Annotated in this window: 14 protein-coding genes; 9 read left to right on the top strand and 5 right to left on the bottom strand. The window is 73.3% G+C overall.

Features of this window, described 5'->3' with window-relative positions; translation table 11 throughout:
• Positions 1 to 40: 40 nt before the first annotated feature.
• Genes pcaH through pcaC form a run of 5 tightly spaced genes read left to right on the top strand, consistent with a single transcriptional unit; the run spans position 41 to position 3,720 of the window.
• On the top strand, positions 41 to 808 hold the full coding sequence (gene pcaH / locus DZA62_RS21290; RefSeq protein ID WP_198664037.1) for a protocatechuate 3,4-dioxygenase subunit beta: 768 nt from the start codon (positions 41 to 43) through the stop codon (positions 806 to 808).
• A complete protein-coding gene (gene pcaG, locus DZA62_RS21285; protein WP_116950954.1) occupies positions 801 to 1,367 on the top strand; it encodes a protocatechuate 3,4-dioxygenase subunit alpha in 567 nt (188 codons plus the stop codon). The genes pcaH and pcaG overlap by 8 nt, the downstream gene beginning before the upstream one ends.
• Before the next feature lies 1 nt (position 1,368).
• Entirely contained in the window at positions 1,369 to 2,571 is a 1,203-nt protein-coding gene (locus DZA62_RS21280; protein WP_116950953.1) for a lyase family protein, read from the top strand.
• Positions 2,561 to 3,337 carry an alpha/beta fold hydrolase gene (locus DZA62_RS21275; RefSeq protein ID WP_116950952.1) on the top strand — a complete coding sequence of 259 codons (777 nt, stop codon included), beginning with the start codon at positions 2,561 to 2,563 and terminating at the stop codon, positions 3,335 to 3,337. Before DZA62_RS21280 ends, DZA62_RS21275 begins: the two co-directional genes overlap by 11 nt.
• Entirely contained in the window at positions 3,334 to 3,720 is a 387-nt protein-coding gene (gene pcaC, locus DZA62_RS21270; RefSeq protein ID WP_116950951.1) for a 4-carboxymuconolactone decarboxylase, read from the top strand. Before DZA62_RS21275 ends, pcaC begins: the two co-directional genes overlap by 4 nt.
• A gap of 51 nt (positions 3,721 to 3,771) precedes the next feature.
• On the opposite strand, the gene DZA62_RS21265 is transcribed toward pcaC, so the two are convergent.
• The 4 genes from DZA62_RS21265 to DZA62_RS21250 all read right to left on the bottom strand — a co-directional run bounded on the left by DZA62_RS21265 (position 3,772) and on the right by DZA62_RS21250 (position 8,557).
• The gene (locus DZA62_RS21265; RefSeq protein ID WP_116950950.1) at positions 3,772 to 5,703 is read right to left on the bottom strand and encodes a PHB depolymerase family esterase; all 1,932 of its coding nucleotides are present in this window, start codon (positions 5,701 to 5,703) and stop codon (positions 3,772 to 3,774) included.
• Positions 5,704 to 5,923: 220 nt separating this feature from the next.
• Entirely contained in the window at positions 5,924 to 6,553 is a 630-nt protein-coding gene (locus tag DZA62_RS21260) for a 3-oxoacid CoA-transferase subunit B (RefSeq protein WP_116950949.1), read from the bottom strand.
• Entirely contained in the window at positions 6,537 to 7,340 is an 804-nt protein-coding gene (locus tag DZA62_RS21255) for a CoA transferase subunit A (protein ID WP_116950948.1), read from the bottom strand. Before DZA62_RS21255 ends, DZA62_RS21260 begins: the two co-directional genes overlap by 17 nt.
• On the bottom strand, positions 7,337 to 8,557 hold the full coding sequence (locus tag DZA62_RS21250; RefSeq protein ID WP_198664036.1) for an acetyl-CoA C-acetyltransferase: 1,221 nt from the start codon (positions 8,555 to 8,557) through the stop codon (positions 7,337 to 7,339). Before DZA62_RS21250 ends, DZA62_RS21255 begins: the two co-directional genes overlap by 4 nt.
• Positions 8,558 to 8,669: 112 nt before the next feature.
• Here DZA62_RS21250 and DZA62_RS21245 point away from each other — a divergent pair, with 112 nt between their 5' ends.
• The gene (locus DZA62_RS21245; RefSeq protein WP_116950946.1) at positions 8,670 to 9,572 is read left to right on the top strand and encodes a LysR substrate-binding domain-containing protein; all 903 of its coding nucleotides are present in this window, start codon (positions 8,670 to 8,672) and stop codon (positions 9,570 to 9,572) included.
• A 44-nt stretch (positions 9,573 to 9,616) separates the two neighbouring features.
• On the opposite strand, the gene DZA62_RS21240 is transcribed toward DZA62_RS21245, so the two are convergent.
• Positions 9,617 to 10,606 carry a LacI family DNA-binding transcriptional regulator gene (locus DZA62_RS21240; protein ID WP_116950945.1) on the bottom strand — a complete coding sequence of 330 codons (990 nt, stop codon included), beginning with the start codon at positions 10,604 to 10,606 and terminating at the stop codon, positions 9,617 to 9,619.
• Positions 10,607 to 10,768: 162 nt separating this feature from the next.
• Here DZA62_RS21240 and DZA62_RS21235 point away from each other — a divergent pair, with 162 nt between their 5' ends.
• Genes DZA62_RS21235 through DZA62_RS21225 form a run of 3 tightly spaced genes read left to right on the top strand, consistent with a single transcriptional unit; the run spans position 10,769 to position 13,436 of the window.
• Complete coding sequence (locus tag DZA62_RS21235) at positions 10,769 to 11,257, top strand: TRAP transporter small permease (protein WP_157987814.1); 489 nt, start codon at positions 10,769 to 10,771, stop codon at positions 11,255 to 11,257.
• The gene (locus DZA62_RS21230) at positions 11,254 to 12,528 is read left to right on the top strand and encodes a TRAP transporter large permease (RefSeq protein WP_116950943.1); all 1,275 of its coding nucleotides are present in this window, start codon (positions 11,254 to 11,256) and stop codon (positions 12,526 to 12,528) included. Before DZA62_RS21235 ends, DZA62_RS21230 begins: the two co-directional genes overlap by 4 nt.
• On the top strand, positions 12,525 to 13,436 hold the full coding sequence (locus DZA62_RS21225) for a shikimate dehydrogenase (protein WP_116950942.1): 912 nt from the start codon (positions 12,525 to 12,527) through the stop codon (positions 13,434 to 13,436). Before DZA62_RS21230 ends, DZA62_RS21225 begins: the two co-directional genes overlap by 4 nt.
• Positions 13,437 to 13,438 lie beyond the last annotated feature (2 nt).

Here is a 13,438-nt window from a genome sequence, read left to right as displayed (position 1 = left end):
CGATTGACCGGCCGATCCTCGGCTCCCTAGCGTCGGCGGCGTGACGGAGCGGACCGAGGCGCTGCCCAGCCAGCGCGACATCAGCGCGGAGATCGTGGCGCTGCACGACGCCGCCGAAGTGGGGGAGACCCAGCCACGGCTGCACTTCCCGCCCTACCGCAGCTCGCTGCTGCGCCATCCCACCAAGAACCCGCGGCCCGCGGACCCGGAGGGCGCGGAGCTGGTGGCACCGGTGTTCGGGCATTCCGACGTCGACCCGCTGGAGGCCGACCTGACCGTTCAGAGCGGTGGGGAGCCGATCGGTGAGCGGATGCTGGTGCGCGGCCGTGTGGTCGACGGCGACGGTCGGCCCGTCCGCCGGCAGCTGGTCGAGATCTGGCAGGCCAACGCGGCGGGACGCTACGTCCACCAGCGCGATCAGCACCCGGCGCCGGTCGACCCCCACTTCACCGGCCTCGGCCGGTGCCTCACCGACGACGACGGGGGCTACGCCTTCACGACGATCAAGCCCGGCGCCTATCCCTGGCGGAACCACCGCAACGCCTGGCGGCCGGCGCACATCCACTTCTCGCTCTTCGGCACCGACTTCACCCAGCGGCTGATCACCCAGATGTACTTCCCGGGCGATCCGCTGTTCGCGCTGGACCCGATCTACCAGTCCGTCACCGACCCGGCGGCGCGCGAGCGGCTGGTGGCCGGGTACGACCACGACCTCTCCGAGCACGAGTGGCTGCTGGGCTACCGCTGGGACATCGTGCTCACCGGCAGCCATGCCACCTATCTGGAGCCGGAGGACCACGATGGCTGAGTTGATCGCCACGCCGGGACAGACCATCGGCCCGTTCTTCCACGAGGCGCTGCCCTACGACCACGACCGCGAGCTCGTCCCGCCGGGCGGTGCCGGCGCGATCCGGCTGCACGGGTACGTGTACGACGGCGCGGGCGCAGGGGCGCCGGACGCCCTGGTGGAGATCCGGCAGGCGGACGCGGCCGGCGTCGTCCCCACGACGGAGGGATCGCTCTGCCGCCTCGGGGCCGCGTTCACGGGCTGGGGACGCGGCAGCACCGACCGCACCGGCCACTACTGGTTCAGCACCGTCGACCCCGGCCCGGTCCGCCCGGGCGCCGCCGCGTTCTTCGCGGTCACCGTCTTCGCCCGTGGGTTGCTGAACCGCGTGTTCACCCGTTGCTACCTGCCGGAGCACGAGGCGGCCCTGGCCGCCGACCCGCTGCTCGCCGGCCTGGACCCCGGCCGGCGGGCCGGTCTCGTCGCCCGGCGCGAGCCGGACGGCGGCCTGCGCTTCGACATCCACCTGCAGGGTGACGCCGAGACCGTCTTCCTCACTTTTCCGGGTCACCGGAGCTGACATGGCGGACCTGCTCGTCCCTGGCGCGCATCGCGCCCGCGGCCTGCTCGACGACGCGGCACTGGTCCGGGCGATGCTGAGCGTCGAGGTGGCGTGGTCGCGGGCGTTGAGCGAGACCGGCGGGGCCACGGCCGCCCAGGCCGCGGCGGTGGAACGGGCCGCCGCCGGGTGGTCACCGCTGCTCGACCCGGGCGACGTCGAGGACGCCGGCAATCCGGTCCTGCCGCTCGTGACCGCGCTGCGCGAACGCGTCGCCGACCCCGAGGTGGCGGCACTCGTTCACGCCGGCTTGACCAGCCAGGACGTCCTCGACTCCGCGCTGCAGCTGCTGGCCGGGGAGGCGCTCGGCCGGATCCGCACGGAGCTGGGGCAGGGCGCCGCGGCGCTGGCCCGGCTCGCGCGGGAGCACCGGTCCACGGTGATGGCCGGTCGCACGCTCACCCAGTACGCCGTCCCCGTGACCTTCGGGCTGACCGCGGCCCAGTGGCTGGCCGCGATCCTCGACGCCGCCGAGCGGCTCGGCGACGTCCGCCGCTCGCTGCCGGTCCAGTGCGGAGGCGCCGCCGGGACGCTGGCCCGCGTGAGCGCCGTCGTCCCCGACCCGGCTGCGACGGCGGCCGCCTTCGCGCGGCACCTGGGGCTGCGCGCGCCCGCCCTGCCGTGGCACGTGCGCCGAACGCCGGTGACCCGGCTGGGCGACGCGCTGGCCGAGACCTGCGACGCCCTCGGGGTCCTCGCCGCGGACGTGCTCACCCTCGGCCGCCCGGAGATCGGCGAGGTCGCCGAGGGCGCCGTCGCCGGGCGGGGCGGCTCCTCGACGATGCCGCACAAGCGGAATCCGGTGCTGGCGGTGCTGGTGAACGGCACCGCGCTGCAGGCCCCACAACTGGCCGCCCAGCTGCACCTGGCCGCGGCCCGCAGCGTCGACCAGCGCCCCGACGGCGCCTGGCAGGCCGAGTGGCCCGCGCTGCTGCGGCTCCTGGAGGTGACCGTCGTGGCCGCGGCGCAGTCCGCCGAGCTGGTGCGCGGCCTGCGGGTGCACGCCGACGTGATGCGCCGGCGCGCCGACGACGCCGCGGCCCACCTGCTCGCCGAGCGGCCGGGTGGGACCGGCGGCGACCCCGCGACCTACCTCGGCGCGAGCGAGGCCTTCGTCGACGCGGTGCTCCGGCGCTACGACGAGGAGCGGACGGATGACACCTGACCTGACGCTGACGCAGGTCGGCGGAGCCGGCGACGATCGCCCGCTGCTCGTCGTCGGCCCCTCGCTGGGGACCTCGGTGGCCGCGCTCTGGAGCGGCTGCGCACGGCTGCTCGCGGACCGCTTCGACGTCGTCGGCTGGGACCTCCCCGGGCACGGGTCGAGCCGGCCCGCGGCCGGCCCGTTCACGGTGGCCGAGCTCGCCGGCGCGGTTCGCGAGGCCGCGACCGAGCTGGCCGCCGGCCGGGACGTCGCCTACGCCGGTGTCTCGCTGGGTGGCGCGGTGGCGTTCGACCTCGCGTCCCGGCCGGGGCCGTTCGGCCTGCTGGTCGCGGTCGCGTCGGCACCGCGCATCGGCGAGCCGGCCGGCTGGCGTGAACGCGCCGCACTGGTGCGGCGGGCCGGGACACCCGTGATGGTCGGTCCGTCGGCGCGGCGCTGGTTCGCGCCGGGCTTCACCGACCGGGACCCCGCAACGGCCGCGGCGCTGCTGACGTCGCTCGCGGAGGCGGACCGGTGGTCCTACGCGTGGGCCTGCGAGGCGCTCGCCGGGTTCGATCTCACCGGGGCCGGGGGAGCGGGCACCGTGCCGCTGTACGTGGTGGCCGGCGAGCACGACCCCGTCGTGCCGCCCGCGGCGGCCGAGCGCGTCCCGGCGACGGACGTCCGGGTGCTCCCGGGCTGCGGCCACCTGCCGCCCGCCGAGGTCCCCGAAGCGATGGCCGGCCTCCTGACCGGCCTCCTGACCAGTGAGGAAGCGGCACCATGACCGACGACGACGATCGCCACGCCGCGGGGATGACGGTCCGGCGCGAGGTCCTGGGCGACGCGCACGTCGACCGCGCGGTCGCCGCCACGACCGCCTTCACCGAGGACTTCCAGTCGCTGATCACCCGCTACGCCTGGGGCGAGATCTGGACCCGGCCCGGTCTCGACCGGCGCATGCGCAGCGCGATCACGGTGACGGCGCTGATGGCGAACGGCCACTGGGAGGAGTTGGCGATGCACATCGCGGCGGCCCGCCGCAACGGGCTGACGGCCCACGAGATCGGCGAGGTGATCCTGCAGGGCGCCGTGTACTGCGGTGTACCGGCCGCCAACCACGCGTTCTCGATCGCGAAGGCCGTCCTCGGCGACGAGCCGGACTCGTGACGACGGGGTCCGCCGGCGCGCTCCGGCGGACCCCGTCATCGCGGCCCGGTGTCAGGACGCGATCCGGATCCGGTCCCCGCCGCGGCGGAAGCCCGACGGGCTGTAATAGCGGACCACGTCGCCGTCAGCGCGGACCTCGTGGCTGTAGTGGCGCAGGAAGTCCCACAGCAGCGGCGTCTCCTCCGGGATGGTGTTGTGCGAGCGGTAGTTGTTCCTGGTCAGCTTCAGCATCGGGACCGCGGTGCCGGCGGCGTGCCAGGTCCAGGTCTGGTACCGGTCCTGCCAGCCGCCGGCCACGCCGTCGGCGGTGTCGACGTCGGCCAGCGTGAGGCCGTTGGCCGCCAGGTGGTATCGCGCCCACCCGTCGAGCTGGTTGTCGAGGTCGTCCCAGAGCCCGCCCTCGAGGAACCCGAGGTCGCCGTAGCCGTAGATCTGGTAGTTGGGGATGGGCCGGTGGCTGGCGGGGTGGGCGACGCCGTCCAGGCTCACCGTCCCCGCCGCGTTGGGCGCCACCGTGAACGACGTCGAGGCGACGGCGGCGAAGTACTCGGGGAAGGCGATGGCGAAGTTCTGGGTCACGCCGCTGCCGGCGGACTGCCCGGTGGAGTAGAACCGGGCCGGATCGACCGCGTACTCGCGGGTCAGGACGTCACGCAGCTGGCGGAAGAACGCGTGGGAGTCGCGATGGCTCACCGAGATCGACGTGTTGCTGTACTGCTCGCACACGATGACGACGACGCACCCCTCGCGCTCGGCCACGTCCCACCACTGAGCGGCGTCCATGAACACCTTGTCGGTCTGGCTGTTGCCGGGCCAGACGACGACCACCGGGGCCTGGCCGCGCCAGATCCGGCGGGCGCTGCGGGGCACGTGCACGAGGTACTCGCGGACGTGCCCCTCGACGGTCATCGTGCGGACCTCGACCCCGAGGCGCTTGTAGTCGGCGCGTTCGTAGAGCTGGTTGCCGTAGGCGAAGAAGTTCTCGTACCGGGTGTACCGGGTGAGGAAGGCGACGACGCGGTCGGTGGTGTGCGGCTTGGCGTGCTCCAGCGGCCGTGGCCGCACCGCGACCTGGGCGATCGGGCCCGCGTGTGACGTCATCCAGCGGCCGGAGTCGTGCCGCTGCCGGAACACCGTGCCGAGCGTGCCGTCGCGCTCGCCGTCGCCGGCGGTGTCGTTCGCGCGCTTCCAGTAGGCCAGGCTCGCGCCGGCGGACGCCGCGGGGTTGACGTACCAGGTCGGCAGCACGACCTCGTCGTGCCGGATGAGCTCGAAGCCCTCGGGGAAGACGACGGTGGTGTAGGTCGGCGCCGTCGTGCCGTCGAACTCGACGCCGGCGTGGGCGCCGAGGTAGTCCTCGGGCAGCCCGGGGGAGTCGAGGTACACCTGGCCGATGACCCGCAGCGGGTGGGCGACGGCCCACGCCTCCAGCGCCGGCGCGCCGTCGCCGTAGCCGGCGAGATAGTGCTCGCCGAAGATCGAGAAGTAGCGGTTGGACTCGTAGAAGCTCATCGCGGCCTCGACGTAGGCCAGTTCGGCGCCGGCGTCGCCCCAGCCGCCGTCGCCGGGCTCGAGGACGAACAGGCCCTCCTCGCGTTCGTCGGCGACCTCGCGCCAGCCCGACCGGCGCAGGAAGTCCGTGGTGTCGACGCCGCCGGGGACGGCGATCACCGTGTAGTAGGAGCGGATCGGCGTCTCCGGCGAGATGTAGGCCTTCGCCGTGCGGGTCACGCCGCCCACGTCGAAGGTCTTCTCCCAGTAGCCGGTCATCTCCCGCGGGAGCTTGTTGGCGCGGGTGTAGTCGTACTCCGGGAAGGGCCGGCCGTCCAGCGGCCGGGGCGCACCGAGCGGGGTCCCGCGTCCGGCGCTCGGCGGCGCGGCGGCCGCGCCGGCCGGCGCTGCGAGCGTGCCCTTGGCCACCGTGGCGGCGACGGCGGTCACGGCGGCGCCACGAAGGAGCTGACGTCGGTCGATGGTGGTCATGAAGGTGGCCTCCTTGCCTACCCACGTACCTGCCTGGTCGCCGTGAGCATGCGGGCGTGTGGCAACCATGGTCAATGCGTTGCCATCCGTTGCCACGCGCCTCGTCCGGCTCGGATCCGCACTTGTCGTCCGGGCATGACATCCGCGGTGGCAACCCTCTGGCAACAGCTTGTGGCAACGGGCGGCAACCGGCGACCATGGCCGCGCCTGCGGGCGCGGCTCAGAACGACAGCTGCGCCGCCGTCGCCCTCTCCAGGTCGGCGGCGGTGACGCCGTCGGCCAGTTCCACGACGTCGAAACGGCCACCGGCGACGTCCAGGACGGCGAGGTCGGTGATGACCCGGTGCACCCGCCGGCGGCCGGTCAGCGGCAGCGTGCACCGGTCGAGCAGCTTGGGCTCGCCCTTCTTCGTGACGTGCGTCATGAGCACGATCACCCGGTCCGCGCCGGACAGCAGGTCCATCGCGCCGCCCATGCCCTTGACCATCGCCCCGGGGACGAGCCAGTTGGCGAGATCGCCCTCGGCGGAGACCTGCAGGCCGCCCAGGACGGCGACGTCGATGTGCCCGCCGCGGATCATGGCGAAACTGGTGGCCGAGTCGAAGAACGACCCGCCCGGCCGGACGGTGACCGTCTCCTTGCCAGCGTTGATCAGATCGGGGTCGACCTCGTCGTCGAACGGATACGGGCCGACACCGAGGATGCCGTTCTCGGAGTGGACGACGACTTGGGCGCCGGGCCGCAGGTGGCCGGGCACCAGCGTCGGCAGGCCGATGCCGAGGTTCACGTACTGCCCGTCGGCGAGCTCGGCCGCCGCACGGGCCGCCATCCGGTCAGCGGTCCACGGCATGGCCGTCCTCCTCCGTCCGGTCCGGACGCGGCCGCACCGTGCGCTTCTCCACGCCCTTGCGGGCCGCCTGCTCCGGCGTCAGCGCGACCACCCGCTGGACGAAGACGCCCGGCAGGTGGACGGCGCCCGGGTCGATCTCGCCCACCTCGACCACGCGCTCGGCCTCGAGGATCGTGAGCCGGCCGGCCATCGCGGCCGGCGGGTTGAAGTTGCGTGCCGAGGCGTGGAAGAGCGCGTTGCCCTGCCGGTCGGCCACCGCGGCGCGCACCAGCGCGACGTCGGTGACGATCGCCTCCTCGAGCACCATCTCCCGGCCGCGGAAGGTCCGCACCTCCTTCGCGGGCGAGGCCACCGCTACGGAGCCGTCGGGGCGATGGCGCCACGGCAGCCCGCCGTCGGCGACCAGCGTGCCGACGCCGGTGGGGGTGAAGAACGCGCCCAGGCCGGCGCCGCCGGCGCGCAGGCGTTCGGCGAGCGTGCCCTGCGGCGTCAGCTCCACCTCCAGCTCACCGGCGAGGTACTGGCGGGCGAACTCCTTGTTGTCGCCGACGTAGGACGCGATGACCCGGCGGACCCGGCGCCGCTCCAGCAGCAGGCCCAGGCCCGCACCGTCGACGCCGCAGTTGTTCGACACGATCGTGAGGTCCGCCGCGCCCTGGTCGAGCAGCGCCTCGATCAGGATCCAGGGGATGCCCGCCAGCCCGAAGCCGCCCACCGCCAGGCTGGCGCCGTCCGGGATGTCGGCCACCGCCTCGGCCGCGCTCGGTACCACCTTGCCGGCGCTCACCGGACCCCCTCGACGACGGCGGCGAGCCCCTGGCCGCCGCCGATGCACATGGTCTCCAGCGCGTAGCGGCCGCCGCGGCGGCGCAGCTCGTGGGCCAGGGTCGCGAGGATGCGTGCTCCCGTGGCGCCCAGCGGATGGCCGAGGGCGATGCCGGAACCGTTCACGTTCACCCGCTCCTCGACGTCGCCCGGCTCGAGCCCCCAGTCCCGCAGGCACGCGATCACCTGCACGGCGAACGCCTCGTTGAGCTCGATGAGGTCGAGATCGTCCATGGTCAGTCCGGCCCGGGCCAGCGCGGCCGCGGTCGCCGGGACCGGGCCGATGCCCATGAGCGCCGGGTCGACGCCGGCCACCGCCCAGGACCGGAGCCTGAGCATCGGGTCCAGGCCGCGTCGTTCGGCCTCCTCGGCGGTGGTGACGACGCACAGCGCGGCGCCGTCGTTCTGACCACTGGCGTTGCCGGCCGTGACGGTGGCGTCCGGATCGATGCCCGCGCGGACCGGGCGCAGCGCCGCGAGGGCGTCGAGGGTCGTGCCGGGGCGAGGGTGCTCGTCCTCGGTGACGGTCGTGGCGGCGGCGCGGCCGCGGCCGGGCACCTCGACGGGGACCGTCTCGGCGTCGAACCGGCCGGCACGGGCGGCCTGCGCGGCGCGCTGCTGCGAGCGCAGTGCCCAGCCGTCCTGCTCCTCGCGGCCGATGCCGTAGACCCGCCGCACGTTCTCGGCGGTCTCCACCATCCCGCCCGCGAGCGGCCGGAGGCGCCCGCCCGCGGTCACCCGGGCGCGGTCGAGCCGGTCCATCAACTCGATGCCGCCCGCCCGCACACCCTGCCGCAGCCCGATCGCGTAGTGCTCCGTGGACGACATGGACTCCACGCCGCCCGCGACGATCAGCCGGGCGGAACCGGTGGCCACCTGCATCGCGGCGTTCAGCACCGCCTGCAGGCCCGATCCGCAGCGCCGGTCGACCTGAGCTCCCGGCACGCCGTCGCCGAGGCCGGCGTCGAGAGCGGCCACGCGGCCGATGGCCGGCGCCTCCGCGTTCGGGGAGCAGTGCCCGAGGACGACGTCGTCGACCGCGTCGCCGTCCAGGCCGGTGCGCTCGACCAGCGTCGTCAACGCCGAGACGGCCAGCGCCGCCGCGTCGAGCGAGGCGAGTGCGCCGCCCATGCGCCCGACCGGCGTTCGTACGGGATTGCAGATGACCACGTCCGGCACGGTGCCTCCGATCGTCCTTCCGGTGCGGACGACGCTAGACGGCTCATTCGGCTGCGTGAAATATTGATCGAAGCATGATTGATATCCGCGACATCTCAAAGGGCGTCCGGGCATGGAACTGAGGCACCTGAGGTACTTCGTCGCCGTCGCCGAGGAACGCCACTTCGGCCGGGCCGCGGCCCGCCTGCACATGGCCCAACCGCCGTTGTCCCAGCAGATCCAGCGCCTCGAAGCCGAGCTGGGCGTCGCGCTGCTGAGCCGGTCCACCCGGCGGGTGGACCTGACGCCGGCCGGGGGCCGCTTCCTCGACCGGGCCCGCGCCATCCTGGCCAGCGCGGAGTCGGCGGCCGCGGAAGCCGCCCGGGTCGCGGCCGGTGAGGTGGGACGTGTCGCCGTCGGCTTCGTCGGCACCGCCACCTACGCCGTGCTGCCGGCACTCGCGAGCGCGGTCCGCGCCGCCGCGCCCGGCCTGGACCTCGACCTGCGCGGCGAACAGCTGACGCCGGCCCTGATCGGCGGCCTCCACGACCGCTCGCTCGACGTGGCGATCATCCGCCCGCCGGTCGGCGACCCCGACCTCGACGTACGGGTCCTGCGCCGGGAACGACTCGTCGCGGTGCTGCCCGAGACTCATCCGCTCGCCGCGGCGGACCACGTCGACCTCGCCGCTCTCGAGGCCGAGCGATTCCTCTGCTATCCGTCGCATCATCGGTCGGTCATGTACGAGCTGGTGCTCGACGCCTGCCATCGCGCGGGCTTCCGGCCTCGTCGGGTCCAGGAGATCGCCGAGACCTCGACGCTCGTCGTCACCGTGGCGGCCGGCCTGGGCGTGGCGCTGGTGCCTGACGCCGTCCGGTCGCTCGAGATCGCCGGCGCGGCCTATCGGCCCCTGCTCCAGGACGAGGAGGTGGAGCTCGCGGTGGCCACCCGGGCCGGTGAGCGGTCGCCGCACGTCCGGCGCGTGCTCGAGGTCCTCCCGTCCGTCCTCGCCCCGAGGGCCGACGGCGCCCGATGACCTCCGCCTGGCAACGGGTTGCCGCCGGGTTGTCGAACCGCGGGTCAGGCGCAGGGGCCGGTCGACTCCCGCATCACGAGCTCCGTGGGCAACGCCACCTGGGGTGACGTGCCGGTCGGCTGTTGCGGGCCGGTCGCCTGGAGCAGGATCTCGATCGCCACCCGGCCGACGTCGGCATGGGCGCCGCCGAGTGTGGTCAGGCCCGGCGTGCACAGGTCGGCCGCGAAGATGTTGTCGAAGCCGACCACGCTGACCTCCTGCGGCACCTGGACCGAGCGTTGCTTCAGGCGCCGCATCACGCCGATGGCCAGCAGGTCGTTGTGCGCGACGATCGCCGTCGCCCCGGCGCGGATCGCGCTGTCCGCCGCGGCCGCGCCGTGCGAGGCCTTGGGCGTGAACGGGCCGATGCGCTCGGCGCGCAGGCCCAGTTCCTCGGCGGCCGTCCTCAGCGCGGACCAGCGGGTGGCGGCCATCCACGAGTTGCGTGGTCCGGCCAGGTAGATCAGGTGCCGGTGGCCGAGCGAGGCCAGGTGCTCGACGATCTGGTGGCAGCCCTGCGTGTGCTCGAGCACGACGCTGGGCAGGCCCGGCAGTTCCCGGCTCATGAGCACCACCGGGCGCTGCCCGGCGATCTGCACCAGGTTCTCGTCCGGTAACCGGCTGGCCCCCAGGACGAAGCCGTCGACGGACGGGACCAGGCGCTGGATCTGGTCGTACTCGACCCGCGGCGACTCCTCGGCGTTGACCAGGACGAGGGTGTACTCGGAGGCCTTGGCCCGCAGCTCGGCGCCGCGGATGAGCTCGAAGTAGTGCGGGTTGGTGATGTCGGACACCACCATCGCCACGGTGTGATGGCGGCCCGACAACAGCGCGCGGGCATGCGGATTGGGCCGATAGCCCAGGTCGGCGGCCACCGCGAAGATGTGCTCGCGGGTGCGGGCGTTGACCCGGTTCGGGCTGGAGAAGGCGCGGGACACGGTCGACGTGGCGACGCCGGCGGCGGCGGCCACGTCGTAGATCGTCGGCCGGGGCATGAGGCAACGTAACCATTTGGCAACCTGATGGCAACCCCTTGCTGTCCGTTCTGTGCCCTCCCTACGTTGCGTCCTGTGACAGCCGCCACACGGGAATCGGGGCCCACGACCTCGACGTCGAGACGCTTTGACCTGCCGGCCTGGGCAGCGCGGCCCGTTCGCGTGCTCACCGCCATCGAGCTGGGGATCGGCGCGCTCGCACTGGTGACCATCTTCGTCCTGCTCCTGGTCCAGACGCTGCAGCGCTATCTGCCGATCGACGGCTGGCCGTGGACCGGTGAGCTCGCCCGGTTCTGCCTGGTCTGGCTGACGTTCGTGGTCGCCGGCGTGCTGGTGACGCGGGACTCGCACATCTCCATCGAGATGATCGACGGCATCGACAGCCCCGTGATGCGGCGGATCGTGCGGGTCGTGTCGTGCGTGATCGTCGCCGCCATCGGCGTCGGGCTGTCGGCCGAGGCGTGGGCGCTGATCGACGACCAGGCCATCCTGAAGTCGCCGGCCATGGGGATGCCGATGTCGTGGCTCTACGGCATCTCGCTGATCGGCTTCGTCAGCACCACGCTTCGCGCCGCCGTGGCGGCCGTCGACTACGGGCTCAACGGCGTCCCCGCCCCGCAGTACGACGACCTCGAGGTGGCGGCGGAATGAGCATCCTCGTCCTCTGCCTGCTGATCACGCTGCTGCTGGTCATCCGGGTACCGGTCGCGTTCGCCTTCATCGGCCCGGCGCTGCTCTACATGGTCACCTCGGACCACTCGACGGGGCACGCTCTGCGGCTGGTCGCCCAGTCGACCGCGAGCTTCCCATTGCTCGCCGTGCCGCTGTTCATCCTGCTCGGCTGCCTGGCCAACCACGCGGGCATCGCCACCCGGCTGTTCGACTTCGCGCTGGCGCTGCTCAGCCGGGTGCGGGGGAGCCTCGGCTACGTCAGCGTCGGAACCTCCCTGGGGTTCTCCTGGATGAGCGGATCGGCCGTCGCCGACGCGGCGGCGCTCGGCAAGGTGCAGATCCCCGCCATGCTGCGCAGCGGCTACTCCAAGCGGTTCGCGCTCGGCGTCACCGGATCGGCGTCGCTGATCGCTCCGGTCATGCCGCCGAGCATCCCGGCCGTCATCTACGCGGGGCTCGCGGCGGTGTCGACCGGCGCCCTGTTCGCGGCCTCCGTCGTGCCCGCCCTGCTGATGGCCCTGGGCCTGTGCGTCGTCGTCTTCCTGCTGGTGCGCCGCGACCCGAACATCCAGCGGTCGGAGTTCAGCTGGGCCCGGGTGCGCCAGACGGGCGTGCGGGTCATCGCCCCGCTCGGCGCTCCGGTGGTCATCATCGGCGGCATCCTCGGCGGCGTGTTCACGCCGACGGAGGCGGCCGCGGTCGGCGCCGCGTACATGGCCGTGCTGGGCTTCGCCTACCGGACGCTGCGGCTGCGCGATCTGCCGAAGGTGCTCACCGAGGCGGTGCTGACGACCGGCGCCGTCATGCTCATCGTCGCGTCGGCGAACCTGCTCGGCTACATCTTCGCCCGCGAGCAGGTCCCGCAGCACATCTCCGAGTGGGTGCTCGGCCTGACGACCGACCCCACCGTCTTCATGCTGCTGGTGCTGCTGCTGTCGTTCGTGCTCGGCACCGCCCTGGACGCCGTGGCGGTCCTGACCCTGACGGTCCCGATCCTGCTGCCGCTGAGCGAGGTCTACGGCGTCGACCCGATCGCCCTGGGCGTCCTCATGATCCTGTCGCAGATGATCGGCCTGCTGACCCCGCCGGTCGGCACGGTGATCTTCGTGCTCCAGGCCATCACCAAGGCGCGGATGTCGGAGGTCTTCTGGGGATCGCTGCCGTTCCTCGTCCCGTTCGTCCTGCTGTGCCTCGCGATCATCTTCTGGCCGGACGCGATCCTGTACCTGCCGCGGGAGCTCGGGCTGTGACGGGGCGGTCGGTGCTGGCCGGTCTGTTCGGCCAGGGCGTGAAGCCGTCGCTGACTCCGGAGCTGCACGAGCGCGAAGCACAGCGGCACGGGCTGCGCTACGTCTACAAGGTCGTCGATCTCGCCGACGCGCAACTGCCGGTGGAACACCTCGAGCAATTGCTCGACCACGCCATCGCCCTGGGCTTCGACGGGCTCAACGTCACCCACCCGCTCAAGCAGGTGATGGTGCCGCTGGTCGACGAGGTCGCGCCGGACGTCGCGGCGATCGGCGCGCTCAACACGATCCTCATCGCCGACGGCGCCACCATCGGCCACAACACCGACGTCACGGGGTTCGCCAGCGCGTTCGGCCAAGGGCTGCCCGACGCCGGCCTCGACCACGTGGTGCTGCTGGGCGCCGGCGGCGCCGGCACCGCGGTGGCGCACGCCCTCGTCCGTCTGGGCGTCCGCCGGCTCGCCGTCACCGACCCCGACGTGTCCCGGGTCGCGGCCCTGGCCGGGACGCTCGCGGGCTCGGGCGAGGACGTCAGGCTGGAGGTACTGGCCGCCGCCGACCTGACGGAGGCGCTGGCCGGCGCCGACGGCCTGGTGAACGCCTCGCCGGTCGGCATGGCCGGCCACCCGGGCAGCCCCGTCGAACCCGGCCTGCTGCACCCGGGTCTGTGGGTGGCCGACATCGTCTACCGCCCGGTCATGACTCCGCTACTCCAGCACGCCCAGCGGACCGGCTGCCGGACCCTGACCGGGGCAGGCATGGCCGTCCACCAAGCCGCGGACGCGTTCGAGCTGATCACCGGACAGCCGGCGCATCGTGAGGCGATGTTCGGCGACCTCGACGACCTGATCGCCGCCGAGGTCGAGAACGTGCCCCCTCATCAGGAGCTCAGTCACGAGAGGAAGCCGTAGAG

Origin of the sequence: Jiangella endophytica, from assembly GCF_003427025.1 — a bacterium.
In the GTDB taxonomy this organism is placed as follows: Bacteria; Actinomycetota; Actinomycetes; order Jiangellales; family Jiangellaceae; genus Jiangella; species Jiangella endophytica.
This window is presented reverse-complemented; position numbering and strand designations above follow the sequence as displayed.

Excerpts from the sequence above, each read along its gene's own strand:
- pcaG (WP_116950954.1), top strand. The coding sequence starts at position 801 with ATGGCTGAGTTGATCGCCACGCCGGGACAGACCATCGGCCCGTTCTTC.
- DZA62_RS21280 (WP_116950953.1), top strand. The coding sequence starts at position 1,369 with ATGGCGGACCTGCTCGTCCCTGGCGCGCATCGCGCCCGCGGCCTGCTC.
- DZA62_RS21275 (WP_116950952.1), top strand. The coding sequence starts at position 2,561 with ATGACACCTGACCTGACGCTGACGCAGGTCGGCGGAGCCGGCGACGAT.
- pcaC (WP_116950951.1), top strand. The coding sequence starts at position 3,334 with ATGACCGACGACGACGATCGCCACGCCGCGGGGATGACGGTCCGGCGC.
- DZA62_RS21265 (WP_116950950.1), bottom strand. The coding sequence starts at position 5,703 with ATGACCACCATCGACCGACGTCAGCTCCTTCGTGGCGCCGCCGTGACC.
- DZA62_RS21260 (WP_116950949.1), bottom strand. The coding sequence starts at position 6,553 with ATGCCGTGGACCGCTGACCGGATGGCGGCCCGTGCGGCGGCCGAGCTC.
- DZA62_RS21245 (WP_116950946.1), top strand. The coding sequence starts at position 8,670 with ATGGAACTGAGGCACCTGAGGTACTTCGTCGCCGTCGCCGAGGAACGC.
- DZA62_RS21240 (WP_116950945.1), bottom strand. The coding sequence starts at position 10,606 with ATGCCCCGGCCGACGATCTACGACGTGGCCGCCGCCGCCGGCGTCGCC.
- DZA62_RS21230 (WP_116950943.1), top strand. The coding sequence starts at position 11,254 with ATGAGCATCCTCGTCCTCTGCCTGCTGATCACGCTGCTGCTGGTCATC.